This window comes from Streptomyces sp. NPDC090442 (assembly GCF_044769405.1).
Taxonomy (GTDB): Bacteria; Actinomycetota; Actinomycetes; order Streptomycetales; family Streptomycetaceae; genus Streptomyces.
Genome location: NZ_JBIVXW010000107.1, coordinates 1 through 20864, shown reverse-complemented (window position 1 = coordinate 20864; position 20864 = coordinate 1). Strand labels below are relative to the sequence as shown.

The following is a 20864-nucleotide window of genomic DNA, read 5'->3' as shown; positions in this document are numbered from 1 at the left end:
GCTCCTTCGACCGCCGCCCCAACATGCCTACAACTCTGGACCCAGCACGCATGATCCCGGGCCAGAACAGCACAACATCTTCAGAACATTCCTAGGGGTGTTCGCCGGGCCAGCGCCCGAAACAGGTGGCCCGGCGCTTTCCCAACTGGGGTGAACGGCAACAGAGCATCAACTAGGAGGCTCCATGGGTGTCATGACCCTCGTGGTGAACCGGGTGGGTCCGCGGTGACGGAACCGACGCGCTACTCAACGAGGCCGCTTGAGCTACCCATCGACGGGTGGCTGTACGAGGCGCTTCCGGTGCCCGGGTGCCGTGTTTGCGCGGCCCTGAGCAACGAGCGGGACAGCGCGCTGGAAGCGCGGGACGAGAAGAAGCTGTTCGAGGTCAGCCGGGAAATCCGTAGTCACCCGCACGGGCGGAGGAATCCGTGAACACACCCCGCCCGACTCCTCGGCGAGTGATCAACGCAACTGCTTTCTCCGGTGGTTGATGAAGCACCGGCCGCGCTCCCCTGAGCGCGGCCCAAGAAGGCCCCTACCCGTAGGAAGAGTCCATGCCCTTACTGCCACGCGCCCTTGCGCCACTGCGAAAAGCCTCGGCGGGGCCCCGCCGGTGGATCCGGCGGGGCGTCCCACATAGCGCCTCAGCCAATCCGCCCCAGCACCACAGGCGCGGCCTCGAACGGCGTGTCCGACGGGCCGATCCGGACCGCGTCGTCCAGTGCCGCGAGGGCGTAGTCGAACTTTTCCGGGGTGTCGGTGTGGAGGGTGAGGAGGGGCTGGCCGGCGGTGACCTGGTCGCCGGGCTTGGCGTGGAGTTCGATGCCGGCGCCGGCCTGCACCGGGTCTTCCTTGCGGGCGCGGCCGGCGCCCAGACGCCAGGCGGCGAGGCCGACGGCGTAGGCGTCGAGGGTCGTCAGGACGCCGGTGGCGGGGGCGGGGACGACGTGGGTTTCGCGGGCCGTCGGGAGCGTGGCGTCGGGGTCGCCGCCCTGGGCGGTGATCATGCGGCGCCAGTGGTCCATGGCGGAGCCGTCGGCGAGGGCCTTGGCCGGGTCGGCGTCCTTCAGGCCGGCCGCGTCGAGCATCTCGCGGGCCAGGGCGAGGGTCAGGTCGATGACGTCCTGCGGGCCGCCGCCGGCCAACACCTCGACGGATTCGCGGACTTCGAGGGCGTTGCCGGCGGTCAGGCCGAGGGGGGTGGACATGTCGGTGAGGAGGGCGACCGTCCTGACACCGTGGTCGGTGCCCAATCCGACCATGGTGGAGGCGAGTTCGCGGGCGTCGTCGAGGTGCTTCATGAAGGCGCCGGAGCCGACCTTGACGTCCAGGACGAGGGAGCCGGTGCCCTCGGCGATCTTCTTGGACATGATCGAGGAGGCGATGAGGGGGATGGACTCCACGGTGCCGGTGACGTCGCGGAGGGCGTAGAGCTTCTTGTCGGCCGGGGCGAGGCCGTCGCCGGCGGCGCAGATGACCGAGCCGACGGTGCTCAGGACGTCGAGCATCTCGGCGTTGGAGAGCTGGGCGCGCCAGCCGGGGATGGATTCGAGCTTGTCGAGGGTGCCGCCGGTGTGGCCGAGGCCGCGGCCGGAGAGCTGCGGGACGGCGGCGCCGCAGGCGGCGACCAGCGGGGCGAGCGGGAGGGTGATCTTGTCGCCGACGCCGCCGGTGGAGTGTTTGTCGGCGGTGGGGCGGGTGAGGGAGGAGAAGTCCATCCGCTCGCCGGAGGCGATCATGGCGGCGGTCCAACGGGCGATCTCCGCGCGGTTCATGCCGTTGAGGAAGATGGCCATCGCCAGGGACGACATCTGTTCGTGGGCGACCTCGCCGCGGGTGTAGGCGTCGATGACCCAGTCGATCTGTTCCGGGGTCAGCTCGCCGCGGTCGCGCTTGGTACGGATGACGGAGATGACGTCCATGGGCGGGTTCCTTTCGAACGGGCAGGCCGAGAACGGGTGGGTCCCGTTCTCACCGCCTCCCGTTCTACACGCATAGATGCGGCGACGGCCAGAACGGGCGGCGGGCGGCGCCGCCCGTCGTCAGCGGGCCAGGTGGCCGGGGCCGAAGGCGTCCGGGAGCAGGTCGGAGAGCGGGCGGACGCCGGCGGCGGTGTCGACCAGGAGTTCCGGACCGCCGTGTTCGTGGAGGAGCTGTCGGCAGCGGCCGCACGGGACGAGCAGTCGGCCCGCACCGTCGACGCAGGTGAAGGCGGTCAGTCGGCCGCCGCCGCCGGCGAACAGGGCGGAGACCAGGCCGCATTCGGCGCACAGGGCGAGGCCGTAGGAGGCGTTCTCGACGTTGCAGCCGGTGATCGTGCGGCCGTCGTCCACCAGGGCGGCGGCGCCGACCGGATAGCCGGAATAGGGGGCGTAGGCCCGGGACATCGCGTCCCGGGCCCGCTCCCGCAGTGCGGTCCAGTCGACCGGCACGTCGTGCGTCATGCGTGGGGTACTTCCTCGTGATGGTGCGGGATCAGTGGCCCTGGCCGCGGCGGTAGGGCTTCCCGATCGCCTTCGGGGACCGCAGGCGTTGCGAGAAGAGCGCCAGGACCAGCAGCGTAGCGAGGTAGGGGCTGGCCTCGACCAGTTCCAGCGGGACGCTGTCGGAGAGGGCGTACCAGATCAGCAGGATGGCGGCGGCCGCGCCGGCGACGGCGGCCTGGGCCCGCTTGGCGGCGCGCAGCCGCACCAGCGCCAGGCCGGCGAGCAGCGCGGCCAGGCCCAGCAGCAGGGCGTGCACGGTCGGGCCGCCGCTGCGGAGCTGCATGGCGTCCATGAAGCCGAACAGGCCGGCGCCCAGGGCGACTCCGCCGGGCCGCCAGTTGCCGAAGATCATGGTGGCCAGGCCGATGTAGCCGCGGCCGCCGGTCTGGCCGTCCTGGTAGAAGTGCACGCTGATCGCCAGGAAGGCGCCGCCGAGGCCGGCCAGCGCACCGGAGACCACCACCGCCGCGTACTTGTACGCGGCGACGTTGACGCCCAGGCTCTCGGCGGAGAGCGGGGCCTCGCCGCAGGACCGCAGCCGCAGGCCGAACGCCGTGCGCCAGAGGAGGAAGAAGGTGCCGACGAAGAGGGCGACGGTGAGGAGGGTGAGCCAGGAGACGTTGGTCACCACCGCGCCGAGGACGCCGGCGAGGTCGGAGACCAGGAACCAGTGGTGGCCCTCGATGCCGTTGAGCCAGTCCGCCAGGCCGGGGACGGTGAAGGTGGGCATGTCGGCCATCGGCGGGGACTGCTTGTCGTTGCCGCCGGCGTGCATCGCGGCGCTGCCCTCCTGGCCGAACCACAGGGTGGCCAGGTACTGGGTGGCGCCCAGCGCGAGGATGTTGAGGGCGACGCCGGAGACGATGTGGTCGACGCCGAAGGTGACGGTGGCGACGGCGTGCACCAGGCCGCCGAGCGCGCCGCCGACGATGCCGGCCGCGGCCGCGACCCAGGGGCCGTGCTGCCAGCCCGCCCAGCCGGCCGCGAACGAGCCGAGCATCATCATGCCTTCGAGCCCGATGTTGATCACGCCGGACCGCTCGGCCCACAGGCCGCCCAGACCGGCCAGCCCGATCGGCACCGCGGCGCTCAGCGCGGCCCCGAACTGGCCGGCGGAGGTGAGGTCGCCGGCGCCGCTGACGGCCCGCAGGGCGGAGATCGCGACCAGCGCGCCGGCGACGATCAGCAGGATCCAGGGGTAGGTCAGCTTCCGCTTCCCGCCGCCGGTGCCGGCGGCCGCGGACCGCGCCGCGGACTTGAGTTCGGTACTCACGCCGTCACCTCCGGCTTGTCACGGGCGTCGGTGCCGGTGCGGGCCAGTACGGCCAACTCCTCGCCGACCTTGCGCTGTTGGAGGCGGAGTCCGTAGCGGCGCACGACCTCGTAGGCGATGACGACGCAGAGCACGATCACGCCCTGGATGACGCCGACGATCTCCTGGGCGTAGCCCTCGAATTCGAGCCGGGAGCCGGTGCGGTCGAGGAACGCCCACAGCAGGGCGCCGAACGCCATGCCGACCGGGTGGTTGCGGCCGAGCAGCGCGATGGCGATGCCGGTGAAGCCGATGCCGGCCGGGAAGTCGGTGCCGTACTGAAACGATTCGCCGAGCAGGGTGGGCATGCCGACCAGGCCGGCGGCGGCGCCGGACAGCAGCATGGAGATGACCACCATCCGCTTGACGCTGACGCCGCTGGCCTCGGCGGCGGGTTCGGAGGCACCCACCGCCCGCAGGTCGAAGCCGAAGCGGGTGCGGTTGATCAGGAACCAGTACAGGGCGCCGGCGACCACCGCGACCACCACGAAGCCCTCGACCGGCTTGGGGTGGGTGGGGAAGGAGAAGAAGTGGCTGGACTCCGGCAGGAACTTGGTGTGCAGGAGGTTGCCGTCCTTGATGGCGAGCCGGCCGTCCTGGAGGAAGTAGCCGATCACCGAGGCCGCGATGGAGTTCAGCATGATCGTGGTGATCACCTCGCTGACCCCGCGGGTGGTCTTGAGCAGGCCCGCGATGCCGGACCAGACCGCGCCCACCAGCATCGCGACGACGATGAGCAGGATGATCTGGAGGGCGCCGGGCAGGGCGACGGCCCCGCCGACCGCGGCCGCGGCGAAGGCGGCCAGCCGGTACTGCCCGTCGACGCCGATGTTGAAGAGGTTCATCCGGAAGCCGATGGCCACCGCGAGCGCCGAAAGGTAGTACGGCACCGCCTTGTTGATGATCCAGACCTGGCTGTCGCTGTAGTGGCCGTAGTCGGCCATGATCCCGTAGGCCCGGAACGGGCTCTCGCCGGAGGCCAGGAAGACCAGCGAGCTGATCACCATCGCGGCGACGATGGCGAGCACCGGCGCGGCGATGGCCAGCAGGACCTTGTCCCGGGTGGCGCTGCGCGCCAGGGCGTCAACGGCGGCCTTCTGCCCGCCCGTTGGCGCGGGGGTGGTCGTGCTCACTTCTGCGCACCCCCTTGTGCGGCGTCGTCCGACGCGCTGAGGTGGCCGCTGGCGGCACCGGTCATGGCGGAGCCCAACTCCTCCGGGGTGATCACGGCGGGGTCCGCGTCCGCGACCAACCGGCCCCGGTACATCACCCGCAGGGTGTCGGACAGGCCGATCAGCTCGTCCAGGTCGGCAGAGATCAGCAGGACCGCCAGGCCCTCCCGGCGCGCGGCGCGGATCTGCTCCCAGATCTGCGCCTGCGCGCCGACGTCGACCCCGCGGGTGGGGTGGGCGGCGATCAGGAGCTTGGGGTGGTGGCTCATCTCCCGGCCGACGATCAGCTTCTGCTGGTTGCCGCCGGAGAGCGAGGCCGCGGTGACCTCGATGCCGGGGGTGCGCACGTCGTACTCGGCGACGATCCGCTCGGTGTCCGCGCGGGCGCCGGCCAGGTCCAGCAGCTTGCCCTTGCTGTTGGGGCGCTCGGTGACGTGGCCGAGGATGCGGTTCTCCCACAGCGGGGCGTCCAGCAGCAGGCCGTGCCGGTGGCGGTCCTCGGGGATGTAGCCGATGCCGCCCTCGCGGCGGGCGCGGGTGGTGGCGCGGGAGAGGTCGGCGCCGTCCAGGGTGATCGTGCCGCGGTCGGGCGTGCGGGTGCCCATGACGGCCTCGACCAACTCGGCCTGCCCGTTGCCCTCGACGCCGGCGACGCCCAGCACCTCGCCCTTGCGGATGGTCAACGAGATGCCGTCCAGCACCGTGCGGACCGCGCCGCCTTCGTCGGTGGCCGACAGGTGCACGTCCTGCACCCGCAGCATCTCGACGTCGGTGACGGTGGATTCGCGGGTCTCCGGCGACGGCAGTTCGCTGCCGACCATCAACTCGGCGAGCTGCTTGGGGGTGGTGGCGGCCGGCTCGACGGACGCCACCGTGGTGCCGCGCCTGATGACCGTGATGTCGTCGGCGACCGAGAGCACCTCGCCCAGCTTGTGGGAGATGAAGATGACGGTCAGGCCCTCGGACTTGAGCTCGCGGAGGTTGTCGAAGAGCGCCTCGACCTCCTGCGGGACCAGGACCGCGGTCGGCTCGTCGAGGATCAGCGTGCGGGCGCCGCGGTAGAGCACCTTGAGGATCTCCACCCGCTGCCGGTCGGCGACGCCGAGGTCCTCGACGAGCACGTCGGGGCGGATGTTCAGCCCGTAGGCGTCGGAGATCTCCCGTATCCGGGCGCGGGCGCCGGCGCCGATGCCGTGCAGCTTCTCCGCGCCGAGGACGGTGTTCTCCAGCACGGTGAGGTTGTCGGCGAGCATGAAGTGCTGGTGCACCATGCCGATGCCGCGGGCGATGGCGTCGCCCGGGGTGTGCAGGGTGACCTGTTCGCCGTCGAGCGCGATGGTGCCCTCGTCCGGCTTCTGCATGCCGTAGAGGATCTTCATCAGGGTCGACTTGCCGGCGCCGTTCTCGCCGCACAGGGCGTGGACGGTGCCGCGGCGGACGGCGAGATGGATGTCGTGGTTGGCCACGACGCCGGGGAACCTCTTGGTGATCCCGCGGAGTTCTACGGCAGGGGCGTCCTGATCGGGCGGGCCGCTGCTGGTGGGCGCTGCGTTGATGACGCACTCCCCTCAAGGGCGAAGGAGCGGAAGAAAGCGAAGAAGCGGACGGCGGTGGGGCGTTGGGGCGCCGGTGACGGCGCCGTGCCCGAAACCGCGGGAGCTACGGCGTCTCCTTGACCTTCACCTGACCCTCGATGATCTTCTTCCGGGCCGCGTCGATCTGCGGCTGGACGTCCTTGATGAAGCCGCCCGAGGTGGCCAGCGAGACACCGCCGTGCTTGGTGTCGTAGGTGTGCACGCCGGTGAGCGGCTTGTGCCGCTGGACGCTCTGGATCAGGTCGAAGACGGCCACGTCCACGTTCTTCACCACGGAGGTCAGGATGTGGTTCTTGTAGCGGGCCAGGCCCGGCTGCCGGTACTGGTCGGAGTCGACGCCGATCGCCCAGGCGCCCTTGACCTTGCTGATCGCCTCGATGGAGCCGGCGCCGGACTGGCCGGCGGCCGAGTAGATCACGTCGATGCCGCTGTCGAGCATGCCCTGGGCCTTGGCCTTGGCGGCGGCCGGGTCGTTGAACCCCTTGTCGTTGTTGGGGTAGAGGTACTGCGAGAGGATCTTGGCCTTGGGGTCGGTGTCGCGCACGCCCTGCTCGAAGCCGGCCTGGAACTTCTGGATCAGCGCGTTGTTCACCCCGCCGATGAAGCCGACCTTGTGGGTCTTGCTCTTCAACGCGGCCGCGACGCCGGCCAGATACGAGCCCTCGTGCTCGGCGAAGACCATCGCGTCGACGTTCTTGCCGGTCGGCACGGCGTCCACCACGCCGAAGGTGATGTCGGGGAAGTCCCTGGCGACGTTCTGCACGGACTGGCTGTAGGCGAAGCCGACGCCGATCACCGGGTTGTAGCCGGCCTCGGCGAAGGAGGTGAGCCGCTGCTCGCGGTCGGCCTCGGTCTCGCCGTTCTTGGCGGTGAGCATCTTGACGTTGACGCCCAGCTTCCGGCGGGCGTTCTCGGTGCCGCGGGCGGCCGCCTCGTTGAACGAGTGGTCGTCCCGGCCGCCGATGTCGAAGGCCAGCCCGACGCCGGCGTGCGAGGCGCGGTGGGCCTCCGCGAAGCTCTGCCCGCAGGCGGTGGCCATGAGCGCGAGACACCCGGTGGCGGTGGCCGCGGCGACAATCCTGATGACCCGACGCACGGGGCCTTCCCTTCGCTGTAAGCGCCCCCAGTGGCGCTGGCTTGACGGGAGATTAACGCGCGTAGACCTGGCGCAAAACCCTCCGCTGCGCGGCCGTTATCGATTCGTCTCTCAGCGCGTGCCCCGGAAACGCGGCGGGCGGCCGGCCCGAGGCCGACCGCCCGTGATGGCGGGGAGTGGCGCGATCTATTCGGTCCGCGCCGGGCTGAGCAGTGCCGCGGCGGTGAAGAGTTCCACCCCGACGGTGATCGCGTGCTCGTCCACGTCGAAGTCGCCGCGGTGCAGGTCGAGGCCGCTCAGCTCGCCGGGCGGGCGGACGCCGAGCCGGGCCATCGCGCCGGGGACGTGTTCGAGGTACCAGGAGAAGTCCTCGCCGCCGAGGGACTGCTCGGTGTCCTCGACGGCCGCGGCGCCGCGGCGGACGGCCATCGCGTCGCGCAACAACCGGACGCTGTCCTCCTCGTTGACGACCGGCGGGACGCCGCGGACGTAGTCGATCTGGGACTTGGCGCCGTGCAGGGTGGCGACCTCGTCGATGGCGGCGTGCACCAGGTCGGGCGCCTGCCGCCAGGCGTTCAGGTCCAGGCAGCGGACGGTGCCGGCGAGGGCGGCGCACTGCGGGATGACGTTGCAGGCGTGGCCGGTCTCCAGGCGGCCCCAGGTGATGGCGAGGCCGACCCGGGCGTCGACCCGGCGGGCGATCAGCGCCGGCACGTCGACGGCGACCCGCGCCGCGGCGGTGACCATGTCGGTGGTCAGGTGCGGGCGGGCGGTGTGGCCGCCGGGCCCTTCGAGGGCGACCTCAAGGCGGTCGCAGGCGGAGGTGATCGGGCCGGTGCGCAGCCCGATGCGGCCGGCGTCCACCCGCGGGTCGCAGTGCACCGCGAGGATCTGCCCGACGCCGTCCAGCACCCCGGCCGCGACGGCCTCGGCGGCGCCGCCGGGCAGCACCTCCTCGGCGGGCTGGAACAGCACCCGCACCGGACGCGTCAGCCGGCCCTCGCGGGCCAGTTCGGCGAGGACCAGGGCGGCGCCGAGCACGACGGTGGTGTGCACGTCGTGCCCGCAGGCGTGCGCCCGGCCGGGGATCGTGGAGGCGTAGTCCACGGTCTTGGTGTCGGGGATGGGCAGGGCGTCGATGTCCGCGCGCAGCGCGAGCCGCCCGTCGGGGGCGTCGTGGTCGCTACCGATGTCACAGACGAGGCCGGTGCCGCCGGCGAGTACCCGGGGGGCGAGCCCGGCGCGCTCCAGGCGCTCCTTGAGCGCTGCGGTGGTCCGGTACTCCTGGTTGCCGAGCTCGGGATGCATGTGCAAGTCACGGCGGAACGCGATGAGTTCGGCGCGGAGGGACTCGGGGAGCGTGCCGGGCAGGGCGGGTGTGTGCGGCTCGTCGGCGGCGCGGGACATCAGTTGGTTCACCCGTTGAAGGTTACGGGTCCGAACGGGGCAACTGGCCCTCGATCAACAAAAGTTCAGCCCCTCAGGGGAAGAAATTTTAGGCAGGCGGGTGCATGGACGGATTTTGCGAGGGGTATGAACGAGGGCTTTATCGCTCGCTGTCAGGCTCAGCTATCAGGTTCGACCGGGGTGTTCGGATCCTTGGTTCGGGTTCCGGGTTCGGGTTCGGGTTCGGGGCGTGCGCCCGGGAGGCGTTGGACGTCGCGGGCGGTGCCGGTGACGCCGTCGAGGAAACCCTGGGCGCGCGGGGAGGCGTGGGCGGTGAGCCAGGTCGGGTCGATATCGCAGACCGCGACCCGGACTCCGGTGCCCTGGAGGGCGAGCGGCAGGGTGTGGACGACGGTGGAGGGGAAGCTGAGCACCAGCCGGCCCACCGGGCCGCGGCGGGCGATCAACTCCAGCGGCAGGTCGGGGCGGACCACCTCCAACCCGGTCTCGGTGGCCAACCGGTGGAGTTTGGCGGCCTTCTCGCGGCGGTGGGCGAAGTAGCGGGTGGCGCCGTGCGCGCGGGCGAGCCGGGCGACCGCGGCCAGATAGCGGTCGGCGTCGACGACGCCGGTCTCCACCAGCGAGGTGCCGACGATGTCGGCGGTGCGGGTCAGCCGGGGCGGACCGAAGCGGCTGCGGGTCCAGGCGAAGTCGTTGGCGGTGACGACCATCCCGTCGGGCACCTCGACCGGCATGGAGCTGAACAGGGCGACGGTGCGGCGGCGTCGGGCGTCCCGGGGTCCGGGGGTGAGACGGCGCCGGGCGGCGCCGGCGAACGGTGCGAACAGCAGGTCGCGGGGGCCGCGCCCGGCGCCGTGCCGGTGCCAGCGCACCAGCCGTTCGCCGCGGGCGAGTTGGCCGATGAACTCCATGGTGGCGGTGCCGTCGTCGACCACCACCAGGTCGCGGGCCCTGCTCAGCCCCAACAGCAGTTGCACGTAACGGGAGAACGGGTCGCCGAGGACGACCCGTTGGGCCCGGCGGAGCAGCGGGGTGAGTCCGCCGATGGTGCGCAGCGGGGCGGCGGTGCCGCCGCGGGCCTCCTCCCAGCGGACGGTGTGCCCCTCGTCGCGGGCGAGTTCGGCCATCCTGCGCAACTGGCCGCGGGTCATCGGGTCGTGCGGGGCGAGCACGACGACGGTGAGCCGGACGGCCCCGCCGCCGCGGGCCCAGCCGTGCGCCCATTCCAGCACGTTGAGGAGCTGCACCGGGCTCTCGACGAAGGCGAGGGTGCCGGTGTCCGCGGGGGCGGGGCTCATCTGGTCACCGTCGGATTCGGTCCGGTTGCGCTGCCGGGGGACCCCGAGGAGGCGACGGGCGGGAGTCCCCGTCGCCTCCTCGGGCGGGACCTCGGCGCCGGCGGCGCGGGCCCCTTCGGGTGAGCTCACGTGGCGAACTCCGCTCTCCGCGTCAGACGGTGGCCGGCTCGCGGTCGGTGGCGGAGTCGGTGTCCGCGCCCTGTCCGGCCTCGGCCTCGGCGACCACGCCGGCGACCCGGCGCAGCTTCCTCATCGGGCCGAGCTCGCTCTCGTAGACCTTCTTGACGCCGTCGCCGAGCGACTCCTCGATGGTGCGGATGTCGCGGACCAGGCGGGTCAGGCCCTGCGGCTCGACGGAGGCGGCCTGGTCGGAGCCCCACATCGCGCGGTCAAGGGTGATGTGCCGCTCGACGAAGGCGGCACCGAGGGCGACCGCGGCGAGGGTGGTCTGCAGGCCGGTCTCGTGGCCGCTGTAGCCGATCGGGACGTTGGGGTACTCGGCCTGCAGGGTGTGGATCATCCGGAGGTTGAGCTCCTCGGCCTTGGCCGGGTAGGTGCTGGTGGCGTGGCAGAGCACGATGTTGTCGCTGCCGAGCACCTCGACGGCGTGCCGGATCTGCTTCGGGGTGGACATGCCCGTCGACAGGACGACGGCGCGGCCGGTGGCGCGCAGGGCGCGCAGCAGCTCGTCGTCGGTGAGCGAGGCGGAGGCGACCTTGTAGCAGGGCACGTCGAACTTCTCCAGGAACGCGACGGATTCGACGTCCCAGGGGGAGGCGAACCACGCGATGCCGCGCTTCTTGCAGTACGCGTCGATGGCGCGGTAGCCGTCCTCGTCGAACTCCACGCGGTGGCGGTACTCGATGTAGGTCATCCGGCCCCAGGGGGTGTCGCGCTCGATGTCCCACTGGTCGCGCGGGGTGCAGACCTCCGGGGTCCGCTTCTGGAACTTGACCGCGTCGCAGCCGGCGTCCGCGGCGGCGTCGATCAGCCGGTACGCGTTCTCCAGGTCGCCGTTGTGGTTGATGCCGATCTCGCCGGTGACGTAGACGGGGCGGCCGGGGCCGACCTCGCGGTCGCCGAGGGAGCGGAGGCGGGAGTTGCTGCTCATGGGAGGTTCCTTCGTTCTGTGTTCGGGGGGCGTGCTGGGTGGGGGACGGGGGCGTGCGGGGGCGGGCAGCGGCTAGAGGGAGGGGCCCAGGAGCCAGCCGGCGATCTCGCGGATGGCTCCGCTGCCGCCGGGGGTGGTGGTGACCGCGCGGGCCGCGCCGCGCACCACGTCGTGGGCCGAGGCGACCGCGACCGGCCAGCCCACGAGGTCGAAGCAGGGCAGGTCGTTGACGTCGTTGCCGACGTAGAGCACCCGCTCCGGGGTGACGTGGGACGCCTCGCACCACTGCTTCAGGGCGACGTCCTTGCGGTCGATGCCGTGCAGAACGGGCACCTTGAGCTTGCGGGCGCGGGCGGCGACCACCGGGTTCTGCTCGGTGGAGAGGATCAGCAGCTTCAGCCCGGAGCGGCGCAGCGCGGCGATGCCCAGGCCGTCGCCGCGGTGCACGGCGACGGTCTCCCGGCCGTCGGCGTCGATCAGCACCCGGTCGTCGGTCTGGGTGCCGTCGAAGTCCAGGACGACGGCGTCGATGTCGTCGCCGGTCGGGAGCGCGTCCGGGCGGGCGGCGTCCAGCAGCGGGGCCAGGGCGCGGGCCCGGGCCAGGTCGTGCGGGTCGTCGATCTCCAACACCCGGGCCGGGTCGGTGCGGACGAGCTCGGTGCGGCCGAAGAAGCGGTGGCCGCTGGCGCGGAAGCCGGCCGCGTCCATGGCGTAGGCGGCGCCGGTCTCCAGGAGGTCCTGGGGGCGGTCCTGGCGGCGCGGCCGGAACGACTTGTCGTGGTTGACGCCGCGGCCGCCGTCGGGGGCGCTCTCGCCGGGGTCGGCGGCCTCGGCGTCCCGCCAGACGAAGCCGTGGAACGGGGCGACGGTCAGCGCGCTGTCCGCGCCGCCCTCGACGACCGCGGCGGCCACCGCGTCGATGTCCTCGCCGGTGAGGAACGGGCTGGTGCACTGGACGAGCAGCACCGCCCCGACCTGGCGGCCCTGTTCGGCCTCGTAGCTGTCCATGGCGTGCCGGACCGCGGCCTCGCTGGTGGCGGTGTCGCCGGCGATCTCGCCGGGCCGCCGTATCACGAGCGCCCCGGCGGCCCGGGCCGCGGCGGCGATCCCGGCGTCGTCGGTGGAGACCACCACGTCGGTGACCAGGCGCGCGGACCGGCAGGCGCGGACCGCGCGGGCCACCAGGGGCACGCCCCCGACGGCGGCGAGGTTCTTGGCGGGGACGCCCTTGGAGCCGCCGCGCGCGGGGATGACGGCCACAACGGTGGGGGGCATGGGGCTCTCCTCGGTCGGGTCGGGTGCGGGGGCACTCACAGTTGCCCCCAGCGGCGGATGGCCGGGGCGACGCGTTGGACGCCGTGCCGGTAGGCGCCCCGGGCGGCCTCGCGGACCGCGTCGCGGGCGAACCGCCGTAGCCCGCCGGTCTCTTGGGACTCCTCGGCGCGTCCGACGAGCGGCGCGCCGTGCGGGTCCAGGCCGTAGCGGGCGAGGATGCCGGGCAGATAGCCGGGGGCGGTGCGGGGCGTGTAGTACGGGGCGGGCGGCGGGAGTTGGTCGGCGGCGGCCAGTTCGGCGACCCGGCCGCGGGCGGCGTCGAAGGCGCGCTCGTACGTCCCGTCCGCCGCGACGCCCTGCCGGGCCAGCCACTCCGGGTCGGGCTCCGGGCGGTGTCCGGCGTCGAGTTCGTCCCAGGAGGCCAGGCAGCCGGAGCCGAGGAAGTGGTGGTTGCCGAGCGCCTCGCGGACGCCGAGGTCGGTGAGGACGGCGGTGGGGATGCCGCGGTGCAGCGACTCCAGGGCGGCGGTGGAGCTGACCGTGACCATCAGGTCGGTGCGGTCCAGGACCTCGCCCATGTTCCCGTACACCAGGCGGCAGTTGGCGGGCAGCCCGCCGGGGAGTTTGCCGGCCAGCTTCTGGTACGGCAGTTCCTCGATGTGGGTGGTGTGCTCGCCGGGCTTGCTGCGGAGCTTGATCAGCACCTCGCGCTCGGGGTGGAGCCGGGCGTGCCCAACGGCCCGGCGCAGCAGGTACGTTCGCGCCTCGCGGGTCTCCGGGACGGAGGGCTGGGCGGCGAACACCACGGTGCGCGGCGCGTCCGGCGCCCGGTGCGGCGCGCCGCCGAGGAAGGGCAGCGCGCACTCCACGACGCTGTCGTCCGACGCGCCGACGCCCCGGTAGACCGCGCGGAATCGCTCCGCGTCGTGTCGGGAGTTGGCCAGCACCACGTCCGCGCCGTGCCGCAGCAGCAGCCCGTCGGCCAGCTTCTCGTAGACCACGCCGACGTAGCCGGTGACGACGACGGGGCGGCGCCGGTCGGTGCGCCAGGCGTGCGCGAGGCCGTGCACCATCGCCTGGACGGCGCCGCCGACGCAGGCCAGCACCAGCACGTCGCACCGCGTGCGGTCCGTCTCGCGGACGAAGTCGACGCCCCTGATCTCCCGCAACGAGTCCGCGCGGGCGCCGACCTCGCCGAGTTGGCGGACGGTCGGGGTGGCGCGGCCGCGGAGCAGGTAGCCGTCGAGTCGGGCGTCCGGGTGGAGCCGACGCGCGGTCAGGGCTCCCCACTTCCACCGGGTGTCCGAATCGGCGAGCACCGCGACCCGCGGTGCGGAATGGGTAGGTGATGGCACGTCGAAAACGCTAGAAAGGCGCGACGCTTGGCGGACCAACGCGGGAGCAACAACGGGTTAACAGCCGGTCGCCGAACGCCGAACCCACCCGAATACCGCCCGGTCGACGGCTCGGTTAACCATCCCGCCATGCGTCGTTCACCGCCGGGTACGCGCCGCGTAAAGACGAATGCCGGGCGCCGCCCCTAACGTCTCGGGGGTGGTCAAGCTCTCCGTCGTCGTGCCGTTCTACAACGTGCAGACATACGCGCCCGATACTCTGAAAAGCCTGGCGGCGAACTCTCGCGAGGATTTCGAATTCCTGCTCGTCGAGGACTGTTCACGCGACGAGACGCCGGACATCCTCCGGCGCGCCGAGGCGGAACTGCCGGGCGCCCGGGTGCTGTGGCACGAGAAGAACGGCGGCCTGGCCACCGCGCGCAACACCGGACTGGACGCGGCCCGCGGCGAGTACGTCACCTTCCTCGACGGCGACGACTGGCTGGCCCCCGGCTACCTCCCCGAACTCCTGTCCGTCATCGAGGAGTTGGGTTGCGACTTCGTGCGCACCGACCACGTCCAGTGCACCAACCGGACCCGCACCGTGCACCGGGTCCCGCACGGCCGGCGGGGGGTGGTGCTGGATCCGCGGAGCGTGATCCTGCCCGCCGACCGCTCCACCTCGGTCGACTACGCCTACGCCTGGGCCGGCATCTACCACCGCCGCCTGCTGGACGACGGCCTGTTGCACTTCACCGACGGGCTGCGCACCGCGGAGGACCGGCCGTGGATCTGGCGGCTGCACCGCGAGGCGAAATCCATGGCGGTGACGGGGTTGTTGGGCGTTTTCTACCGGCGCGGGGTGGCGTCCTCGTTGACACAGATCGGTGACGTGCGGCAATTGGACTTCATTCGCGCATTCGACCAGGTGATCGAGGACACCGCCGGTGATCCCGAGGCGCATCTGCTGTTGCCGAAGGCGGTGCGCACCTATTGCGCGATCATTTCCCATCACCTCGGCACGATCGAACGTTTCGAGCCACCGATCGCCCGTAAATTGCGGGCGTTGAGCGCCGCGGCCATGAAACGCATGCCGCAGGACGTACTGAAGGAAGCCCTGGATTCCATGGATGTGCAGCGCGCCTCCCGACTGCGGCGACTGCGCCGCCGGCCCCTTCCTGCGGAGGTCGCCGCCTGATGCCCAGCCGGCCCCGCACCCAGATCTTCCTGGCGTCCACCCTGTACGGCGCGGCGACGCTGGCCGCCGCCCTGGACGCCGACCTGTTCGCCCCGGCCGACCGCCGGCTGCTGCTGATCGCCAACAACGCGACGACGCCGGAGACCAGCCCGGCGCTGGACGCGATGCCGGGCTTCGCGCGGCTGCGCGACCGCTTCGACGGCGTGCTGTCGTGGAACGAGACGATCCGCCCGTTCCACCCCGGCGGCTGGTCCCCGCGCCCCAACGACGTCCCGCTGTGGGAGCGCCATCTGCGGCTGCTGTGGGAACTGGGCGACGACGAGGTCGAGTTGGTCCTGGAGTCCATCCAGGTCAACCCGGCGCAGGCGCTCGCGCAGCTCTTCCCGGGCGCCCCGATCGACGTCTACGCCGACGGCCTGATGAGCTACGGCCCCACCCGCGACAAGCTGGACCCGCTGATCGGCACCCGGATCGGCCGGGTGCTGCACCTGGACCTCGTGCCGGGCCTGGCGCCGCTGCTGCTCACCGAGTTCGGGGTGGCCCCGCAGATCGTGCCGGCCGACGCGGTCACCAAGGTGCTGGCCGAACTCGCCGACGAGAGCGCGGCGTTGGGCGAGCTGGCGGGCGTCCCCGAGGGCGCGGCACTGCTGCTCGGCCAGTACCTCTCAGCGCTGTCCATCCTCACCCCGCAGGAGGAAGAGGAGCTGCACGTCCGGATGGTGCGGGGGGCGGCCGAGCGGGGCCACCGCACCATCGTCTTCAAGCCGCACCCGTCGGCGCCGGCCCGCTGGTCGCGGATGCTGGAGCGGGAGGCCGAGCGGCTCGGGGTCGCGCTGACCGTGCTGGACCGGCCGGTGCTCGCCGAGGCCCTCTACCAACGGGCCCGCCCGGCACTGGTGGTCGGCTGCTTCTCCACCGCGCTGCTGACCGCCGCCACCCTCTTCGACCTGCCGGTCGCCCGGACCGGCACCGGGCTGCTGCTGGATCGCCTGACGCCGTACCAGAACAGCAACCGGATGCCGGTGACGCTGGTGGACGCGCTCGTCCCGGACCTCGCCGACCACGGCGCGGCGCCGCGCACCCTCGCCACCCCGGCGGACGTCGGCCCGCTGGCCACCGCGGTCGGCTACGCGATGCAGCACCAGATCTACCCGCAGCTCCGGCCGGCCGCCGAGCGCTACCTGGCCGCCCACCTCGACGCGTACACCCGCCGCTACTTCAAGCGGCGCCGCCTGACTGCGCTGGCGCTGCCCGGCGCCCTCCCGTCCCAACTGGCGTTCCTGCCGCGCAATGCCGCGCTCCGCCGGGTGGCGCGCCGGGCCCGGTCCGTGCAGCGCCGGTTGAGGCAGCGCCGTCTCAAGAAGTGGGCCGCCACCTGATGACCACCACCTCACCGGCCGCCGGCGCGCCCCGCCTGGCGCCGGACCGCGCCGCGCCGGCCAACCCGAGCGCCGCGCCGGCCGCCGCCAAGGACACCGCGATACGGGGCCGGGGCGGCGCCTCCCGGCTGCGCGCCCTGGACGGGCTGCGGCTGGTCGCCGCCCTGATGGTCGCCGCCTACCACTACGGCGGCCGCGGCGGCGACGTCTCCCGGGCCTGGGGCGACTCCCCCGCCCACCAGTTCCCGGCCCTGTCCGGCGCGTTCGCGTACGGCTGCCTGGGCGTCCAGATCTTCTTCGTGATCAGCGGCTTCGTGATCTGCCTGAGCGGCTGGGGGCGCACCCTGCGCTCCTTCGTCGCCTCCCGCATCAGCCGCCTCTACCCGGCGTACTGGGTGGCGATCCTCCTGGTCACCGCGGTCTTCGCGCTCCCCTGGGTCGCCTTCAAGGCGCTCTCCCCCAGCGAGGTGCTGACCAACCTCACCATGCTCCAGTACCCGCTGGGCGTGCACCGGGTGCTCGGCGTCTGCTGGACCCTCTGGGCCGAGATGCGGTTCTACGCGCTGTTCGCGCTGTGCGTGGTGCTGCCCGGCGCCACCCGCGGCCGGGTGGTCCTCTTCTGCGCCGGCTGGACGCTGGCCGCCGCGCTGGCCCAGTCGTCCCACGAGCCGTTCCTGAACACCGTGTTGATGCCGCAGTACGCCCCGTTCTTCATCGGCGGCGTGGGCCTGTACCTGCTGCACCGCTTCGGTCGCAAGGACCCGGTCGCCTGGACGATCGTGCTGGTCAGTTGGCTGATAGGGCAGCACTACGCGGTCGCCGGGCTCTGGCACGCGCCGTCCGTGCACGCCTTCTCCTACCGCTCGGCGACGGTCATCATCGCCGTCGTCACCGCCGGCTTCGCGCTGGTCGCCGCCGTCGCGCTGGGCGCCTTCCGCTGGGCCGACTGGCGCTGGCTGACCGTGGCCGGCGCGCTGACCTACCCCTTCTACCTCGTCCACGAGCACCTGGGCTGGGTGGTGATAGGCGCCCTGCACCGCGGCGCCGGCCTGCCCTCCTACGCCACCCTGCTCGGGACCGTGGCGCTCATGCTGCTGCTGGCCTGGACGATGCACCGCTGGGTCGAACGCCCCCTGGCCCCCCGCCTCCGCCGCGCCATCGACCCGCGCCGCTGACGGGGGCGACCGCCGGGACGACCGCCGGAGCGGCGTCCTCCCTCAACCCCGCCTCCCCTGCACGAAGTTGGCCTCGATCCCGGCGATGATGATCCGCAGCCCGGCATCGTAGGACGCCTGCACGTCGCCGAACATCTGCCGCCCGGCGTGCGCGGCCAGCGGGTACGTCGCGCCCAGCCGGCGCTCGCGCTCGTCGAGGTCGTAGGCCGGGTCGCGGATCTCCGGGCGCTCGGGGTCCGGGTGCACCGACTGCTCCTCGATGACCAGCCCGACGGTGTAGTTGTACGCGGTCCACCAGGCGCTGACCGCCTCGGACAGGGTGAAGCCGACCGCGGTGAAGTGGCCGAGGAAGAGCTCCATCGGGGCCGCGAAGGTGTCGTCCGTCATCCGCGTGCCGCTGACGAGCTTGCCGCCGTCGCGGTAGGTGAGCAGTTCCTCGCGGAGCGCGCCGCAGGAGCGGAGGAGCATCTCCTGCCAGGACGACCACCGGCCGTCCGGCCCGGGCCCGCCCGACGCCGTCGACCGGAACAGCCGCCGGAAGACCTCCGTCGCCATCTCGTCCAGCAGTTCCTGCTTGTTCTTGAAGTGCCAATAGAGCGCCGGCGCCTGGACGTTGAGCTCCTTGGCGATCCGTCGGAGGGTCAGGCCGTCCAGTCCCCCCTCGTTCAGCAGTCGCAGGGCGGTCGCCACCACCGCATCCCGGTCAATACGCGAAGCCATATTGACAATTTAACACCGTTAAGCGCACCCTCGGAAGCATGGCACTTAACAACGTTAAGGACACCGTCGCCACGACCGCTGCCCAGGACACCCCCGGGGCCACCACCGACCTCGTCGACGTCCTGATCGCCGGCGCGGGCCCGACCGGCCTCGCGCTCGGCATCGACCTCGCCCGCCGGGGCGTGACCACCCTGATCGTCGAGCGGCAGCCCACCCTCTCCCGCGGCGCCCGCGGCACCGGCGTCCAGCCGCGCACCCAGGAGGTCTACGACGACCTGGGGTTGCTCCCCGCCGCGCACGCCGCCGGCGGCGTCTACCCGCCCATGGGCCTGTGGCAGGACGGCCGGATCGTCCGCACCCACCAGATGGTCGAGCGGGTCGCCCCGACCCCGTCCACGCCCTACTCCAACGCCCTGATGCTCCCCCAGTGGCGCAACGCCGAACTGCTCCACGCCCGCCTCCGCGAGCTCGACGGCACCGTCCAACTGGCCACCGAACTGGTCGACTTCGCCCAGGACCCCGACGGCATCACCGCCCACCTGACCGGCCCCGAGACCAGCCCCCGCACCGTCCGCGCCCGCTACCTCGTCGCCTGCGACGGCGGCGCCAGCACCATCCGCAAGCAGCTCGGCATCCGGATGACCGGCCCCGAACTCGCCCCCGGCCACGCCATCCTGGCCGACGTCCGCCTCGACGGCCTGGACCGCGACCACTGGCACCGCTGGACACTGCCGAGCGGCGGCTTCCTCGCCCTGCTCCCGCTGGCCGGCACCGACGGCTTCCAGCTGCTCGCCGCCGCGGCCAGTGCCGAGCCGGACACCTCCACCGAGGCGGTCCGCGCCCTGATCGCCGAGCACACCCACCTCACCGCGGACCAGGTCCGCGACGTGCAGTGGACCTCCGTCTACCGCCCCAAGGCGGGCATGGCCGACCACTTCCGCCAGGGCCGGGTCTTCCTCGCCGGCGACGCCGCGCACATCCACTCCCCGGCCGGCGGCCAGGGCCTCAACACCAGCGTCCAGGACGCCTACAACCTCGGCTGGAAGCTGGGCCAGGTGCTCCGGCACGGCGCCCCGGACGCCCTCCTCGACACCTACGAGACCGAGCGCCGCCCGATCGCCGCCCGCATCCTCGCCACCAGCACCCGGCTGCACCGCTCGGGCAGCCTCCGCCGCGGCCGCGACCTCCACCAACTCGACATCGGCTACCCGGACAGCCCGCTCAGCCGCGAACTCCGCGCCGACCTCCCCGAAGGCGCCCGCACCGCCGGCGACCGCGCCCCGGACGCCCCCTGCACCACGCCCGACGGCACCCCCCGCCGCCTCTTCGACGTCCTGCGCGGCCCCCACTTCACCGTGCTCGCCCTCGACGCCCCGGACCTGGACCCCGCCGCCCTCACCAGGGCCGCCGGCTCAACTCCCCTCCACATCGCCCACGTAGGCGGCCCCACCCCCGACCTCCTCGACCCCGAAGGCCACCTCCGCACCACCTACGGCCCCGCCCCCGCCGTCCACCTCATCCGCCCCGACGGCTACATAGCGGTCTCGACCCCACCGGAAACGGCAACGGAGTCCCTCACCAAGGCCCTCGAAGCCCACTTCACCGCCACCAGCCACACCTCGTCCTGACGCCCCATCTCCCGTCCCTGCCCTACGCATGGGGGCCCGCCCTCCCCTCACCCGAACCGGGCGGGCCCACCTCCCCCCTGCGTCCTCAGGGCGCCCCATCGCTCCTCTCGCCACCGTCCTCCCACACCGACAACCGAGCCCCCCGACTCTCCGAAACCCGATGGACGGTGACCAGATGGGCCTTCAACTCCACGGCCAGCAGATGGATTTCCCCCGGTGTCCACACCCGCCCGGCAAGAACCCCACCGGCTTCCTCGATGAACTCGGCCGCGGAGTCCATCTGCTCCTCCTCCACCCGATCCGCAAGCCGCGAGACATACCCGCCCCCGCCGCCCCCAAGGAGGTAACACGGCTTCCCCTCCGGACTGCTCCACGGCAACAGCCGTGCGCCATTCATGGCGTTGGTCACGTCGTCAACTCCTTGCCAGTTGATGGTCACACTCTCGGGCCGGTGGCCACCTCTCGCGAGGGCCTGCGCAGGGCCCGCTGCTCCGGTCACGGCCGCGCCCTCGTTCGCTACCCCGGTCGAGTGAACTAGTTCAGTATCGGAGTGGCCGAAGCACTTCCGCTACGGATACCGGTGCCCTAGGTCGTGTCTTCAAATGATCTTGGGTGGTGGATCATGGTGGGGTGATACGTCGCCATGAACTGTCGGATGCTGAGTGGGAGTTCGTCCGG

The 20864-nt window shown here is 72.3% G+C and carries 17 protein-coding genes; 4 read left to right on the top strand and 13 right to left on the bottom strand.

What is annotated here, in order from left to right; all coding sequences use genetic code 11:
• Nucleotides 1-644: 644 nt before the first annotated feature.
• The 11 genes from ACIQU6_RS41160 to ACIQU6_RS41110 all read right to left on the bottom strand — a co-directional run bounded on the left by ACIQU6_RS41160 (nt 645) and on the right by ACIQU6_RS41110 (nt 14107).
• A complete protein-coding gene (locus tag ACIQU6_RS41160) occupies nt 645-1922 on the bottom strand; it encodes a thymidine phosphorylase (protein WP_403487218.1) in 1278 nt (425 codons plus the stop codon).
• A gap of 120 nt (nt 1923-2042) precedes the next feature.
• Complete coding sequence (locus tag ACIQU6_RS41155) at nt 2043-2444, bottom strand: cytidine deaminase (RefSeq protein WP_403487216.1); 402 nt, start codon at nt 2442-2444, stop codon at nt 2043-2045.
• A 31-nt stretch (nt 2445-2475) separates the two neighbouring features.
• The gene (locus tag ACIQU6_RS41150) at nt 2476-3759 is read right to left on the bottom strand and encodes an ABC transporter permease (protein ID WP_403487214.1); all 1284 of its coding nucleotides are present in this window, start codon (nt 3757-3759) and stop codon (nt 2476-2478) included.
• Nucleotides 3756-4931 carry an ABC transporter permease gene (locus ACIQU6_RS41145; protein ID WP_403487212.1) on the bottom strand — a complete coding sequence of 392 codons (1176 nt, stop codon included), beginning with the start codon at nt 4929-4931 and terminating at the stop codon, nt 3756-3758. Before ACIQU6_RS41145 ends, ACIQU6_RS41150 begins: the two co-directional genes overlap by 4 nt.
• Nucleotides 4928-6436, bottom strand: a complete 1509-nt coding sequence (locus tag ACIQU6_RS41140; protein ID WP_403487210.1) for an ABC transporter ATP-binding protein — start codon at nt 6434-6436, stop codon at nt 4928-4930. Before ACIQU6_RS41140 ends, ACIQU6_RS41145 begins: the two co-directional genes overlap by 4 nt.
• Nucleotides 6437-6629: 193 nt before the next feature.
• Nucleotides 6630-7661 carry a BMP family protein gene (locus ACIQU6_RS41135; protein WP_403487208.1) on the bottom strand — a complete coding sequence of 344 codons (1032 nt, stop codon included), beginning with the start codon at nt 7659-7661 and terminating at the stop codon, nt 6630-6632.
• A 186-nt stretch (nt 7662-7847) separates the two neighbouring features.
• Entirely contained in the window at nt 7848-9068 is a 1221-nt protein-coding gene (locus ACIQU6_RS41130) for an amidohydrolase (RefSeq protein WP_403487224.1), read from the bottom strand.
• A gap of 158 nt (nt 9069-9226) precedes the next feature.
• Complete coding sequence (locus ACIQU6_RS41125) at nt 9227-10366, bottom strand: hypothetical protein (RefSeq protein ID WP_403487222.1); 1140 nt, start codon at nt 10364-10366, stop codon at nt 9227-9229.
• A 151-nt stretch (nt 10367-10517) separates the two neighbouring features.
• The gene (locus ACIQU6_RS41120) at nt 10518-11477 is read right to left on the bottom strand and encodes an N-acetylneuraminate synthase family protein (RefSeq protein ID WP_403487206.1); all 960 of its coding nucleotides are present in this window, start codon (nt 11475-11477) and stop codon (nt 10518-10520) included.
• Between the two features lie 72 nt (nt 11478-11549).
• On the bottom strand, nt 11550-12752 hold the full coding sequence (locus ACIQU6_RS41115; RefSeq protein ID WP_274913711.1) for an acylneuraminate cytidylyltransferase: 1203 nt from the start codon (nt 12750-12752) through the stop codon (nt 11550-11552).
• A gap of 35 nt (nt 12753-12787) precedes the next feature.
• A complete protein-coding gene (locus ACIQU6_RS41110; RefSeq protein ID WP_403487204.1) occupies nt 12788-14107 on the bottom strand; it encodes a DUF6716 putative glycosyltransferase in 1320 nt (439 codons plus the stop codon).
• A 199-nt stretch (nt 14108-14306) separates the two neighbouring features.
• On the opposite strand from ACIQU6_RS41110, the gene ACIQU6_RS41105 reads away from it, so the two are divergent.
• Genes ACIQU6_RS41105 through ACIQU6_RS41095 form a run of 3 tightly spaced genes read left to right on the top strand, consistent with a single transcriptional unit; the run spans nt 14307 to nt 17838 of the window.
• Nucleotides 14307-15284: a glycosyltransferase family 2 protein gene (locus ACIQU6_RS41105; RefSeq protein ID WP_403487202.1), complete on the top strand. Its 978-nt coding sequence runs from the start codon at nt 14307-14309 to the stop codon at nt 15282-15284.
• The gene (locus ACIQU6_RS41100) at nt 15284-16663 is read left to right on the top strand and encodes a polysialyltransferase family glycosyltransferase (protein WP_403487200.1); all 1380 of its coding nucleotides are present in this window, start codon (nt 15284-15286) and stop codon (nt 16661-16663) included. The genes ACIQU6_RS41105 and ACIQU6_RS41100 overlap by 1 nt, the downstream gene beginning before the upstream one ends.
• A complete protein-coding gene (locus tag ACIQU6_RS41095; RefSeq protein WP_403487198.1) occupies nt 16663-17838 on the top strand; it encodes an acyltransferase family protein in 1176 nt (391 codons plus the stop codon). Before ACIQU6_RS41100 ends, ACIQU6_RS41095 begins: the two co-directional genes overlap by 1 nt.
• A gap of 42 nt (nt 17839-17880) precedes the next feature.
• Here the strand turns inward: ACIQU6_RS41095 and ACIQU6_RS41090 are convergent, their stop codons facing one another.
• Complete coding sequence (locus ACIQU6_RS41090; protein WP_403487196.1) at nt 17881-18558, bottom strand: TetR/AcrR family transcriptional regulator C-terminal domain-containing protein; 678 nt, start codon at nt 18556-18558, stop codon at nt 17881-17883.
• Nucleotides 18559-18596: 38 nt separating this feature from the next.
• Between ACIQU6_RS41090 and ACIQU6_RS41085 the strand changes: the two genes are divergently transcribed.
• The gene (locus ACIQU6_RS41085) at nt 18597-20186 is read left to right on the top strand and encodes an FAD-dependent monooxygenase (protein WP_403487194.1); all 1590 of its coding nucleotides are present in this window, start codon (nt 18597-18599) and stop codon (nt 20184-20186) included.
• 85 nt (nt 20187-20271) lie between these two features.
• On the opposite strand, the gene ACIQU6_RS41080 is transcribed toward ACIQU6_RS41085, so the two are convergent.
• The gene (locus tag ACIQU6_RS41080) at nt 20272-20583 is read right to left on the bottom strand and encodes a hypothetical protein (protein ID WP_403487220.1); all 312 of its coding nucleotides are present in this window, start codon (nt 20581-20583) and stop codon (nt 20272-20274) included.
• Nucleotides 20584-20864: the final 281 nt, after the last annotated feature.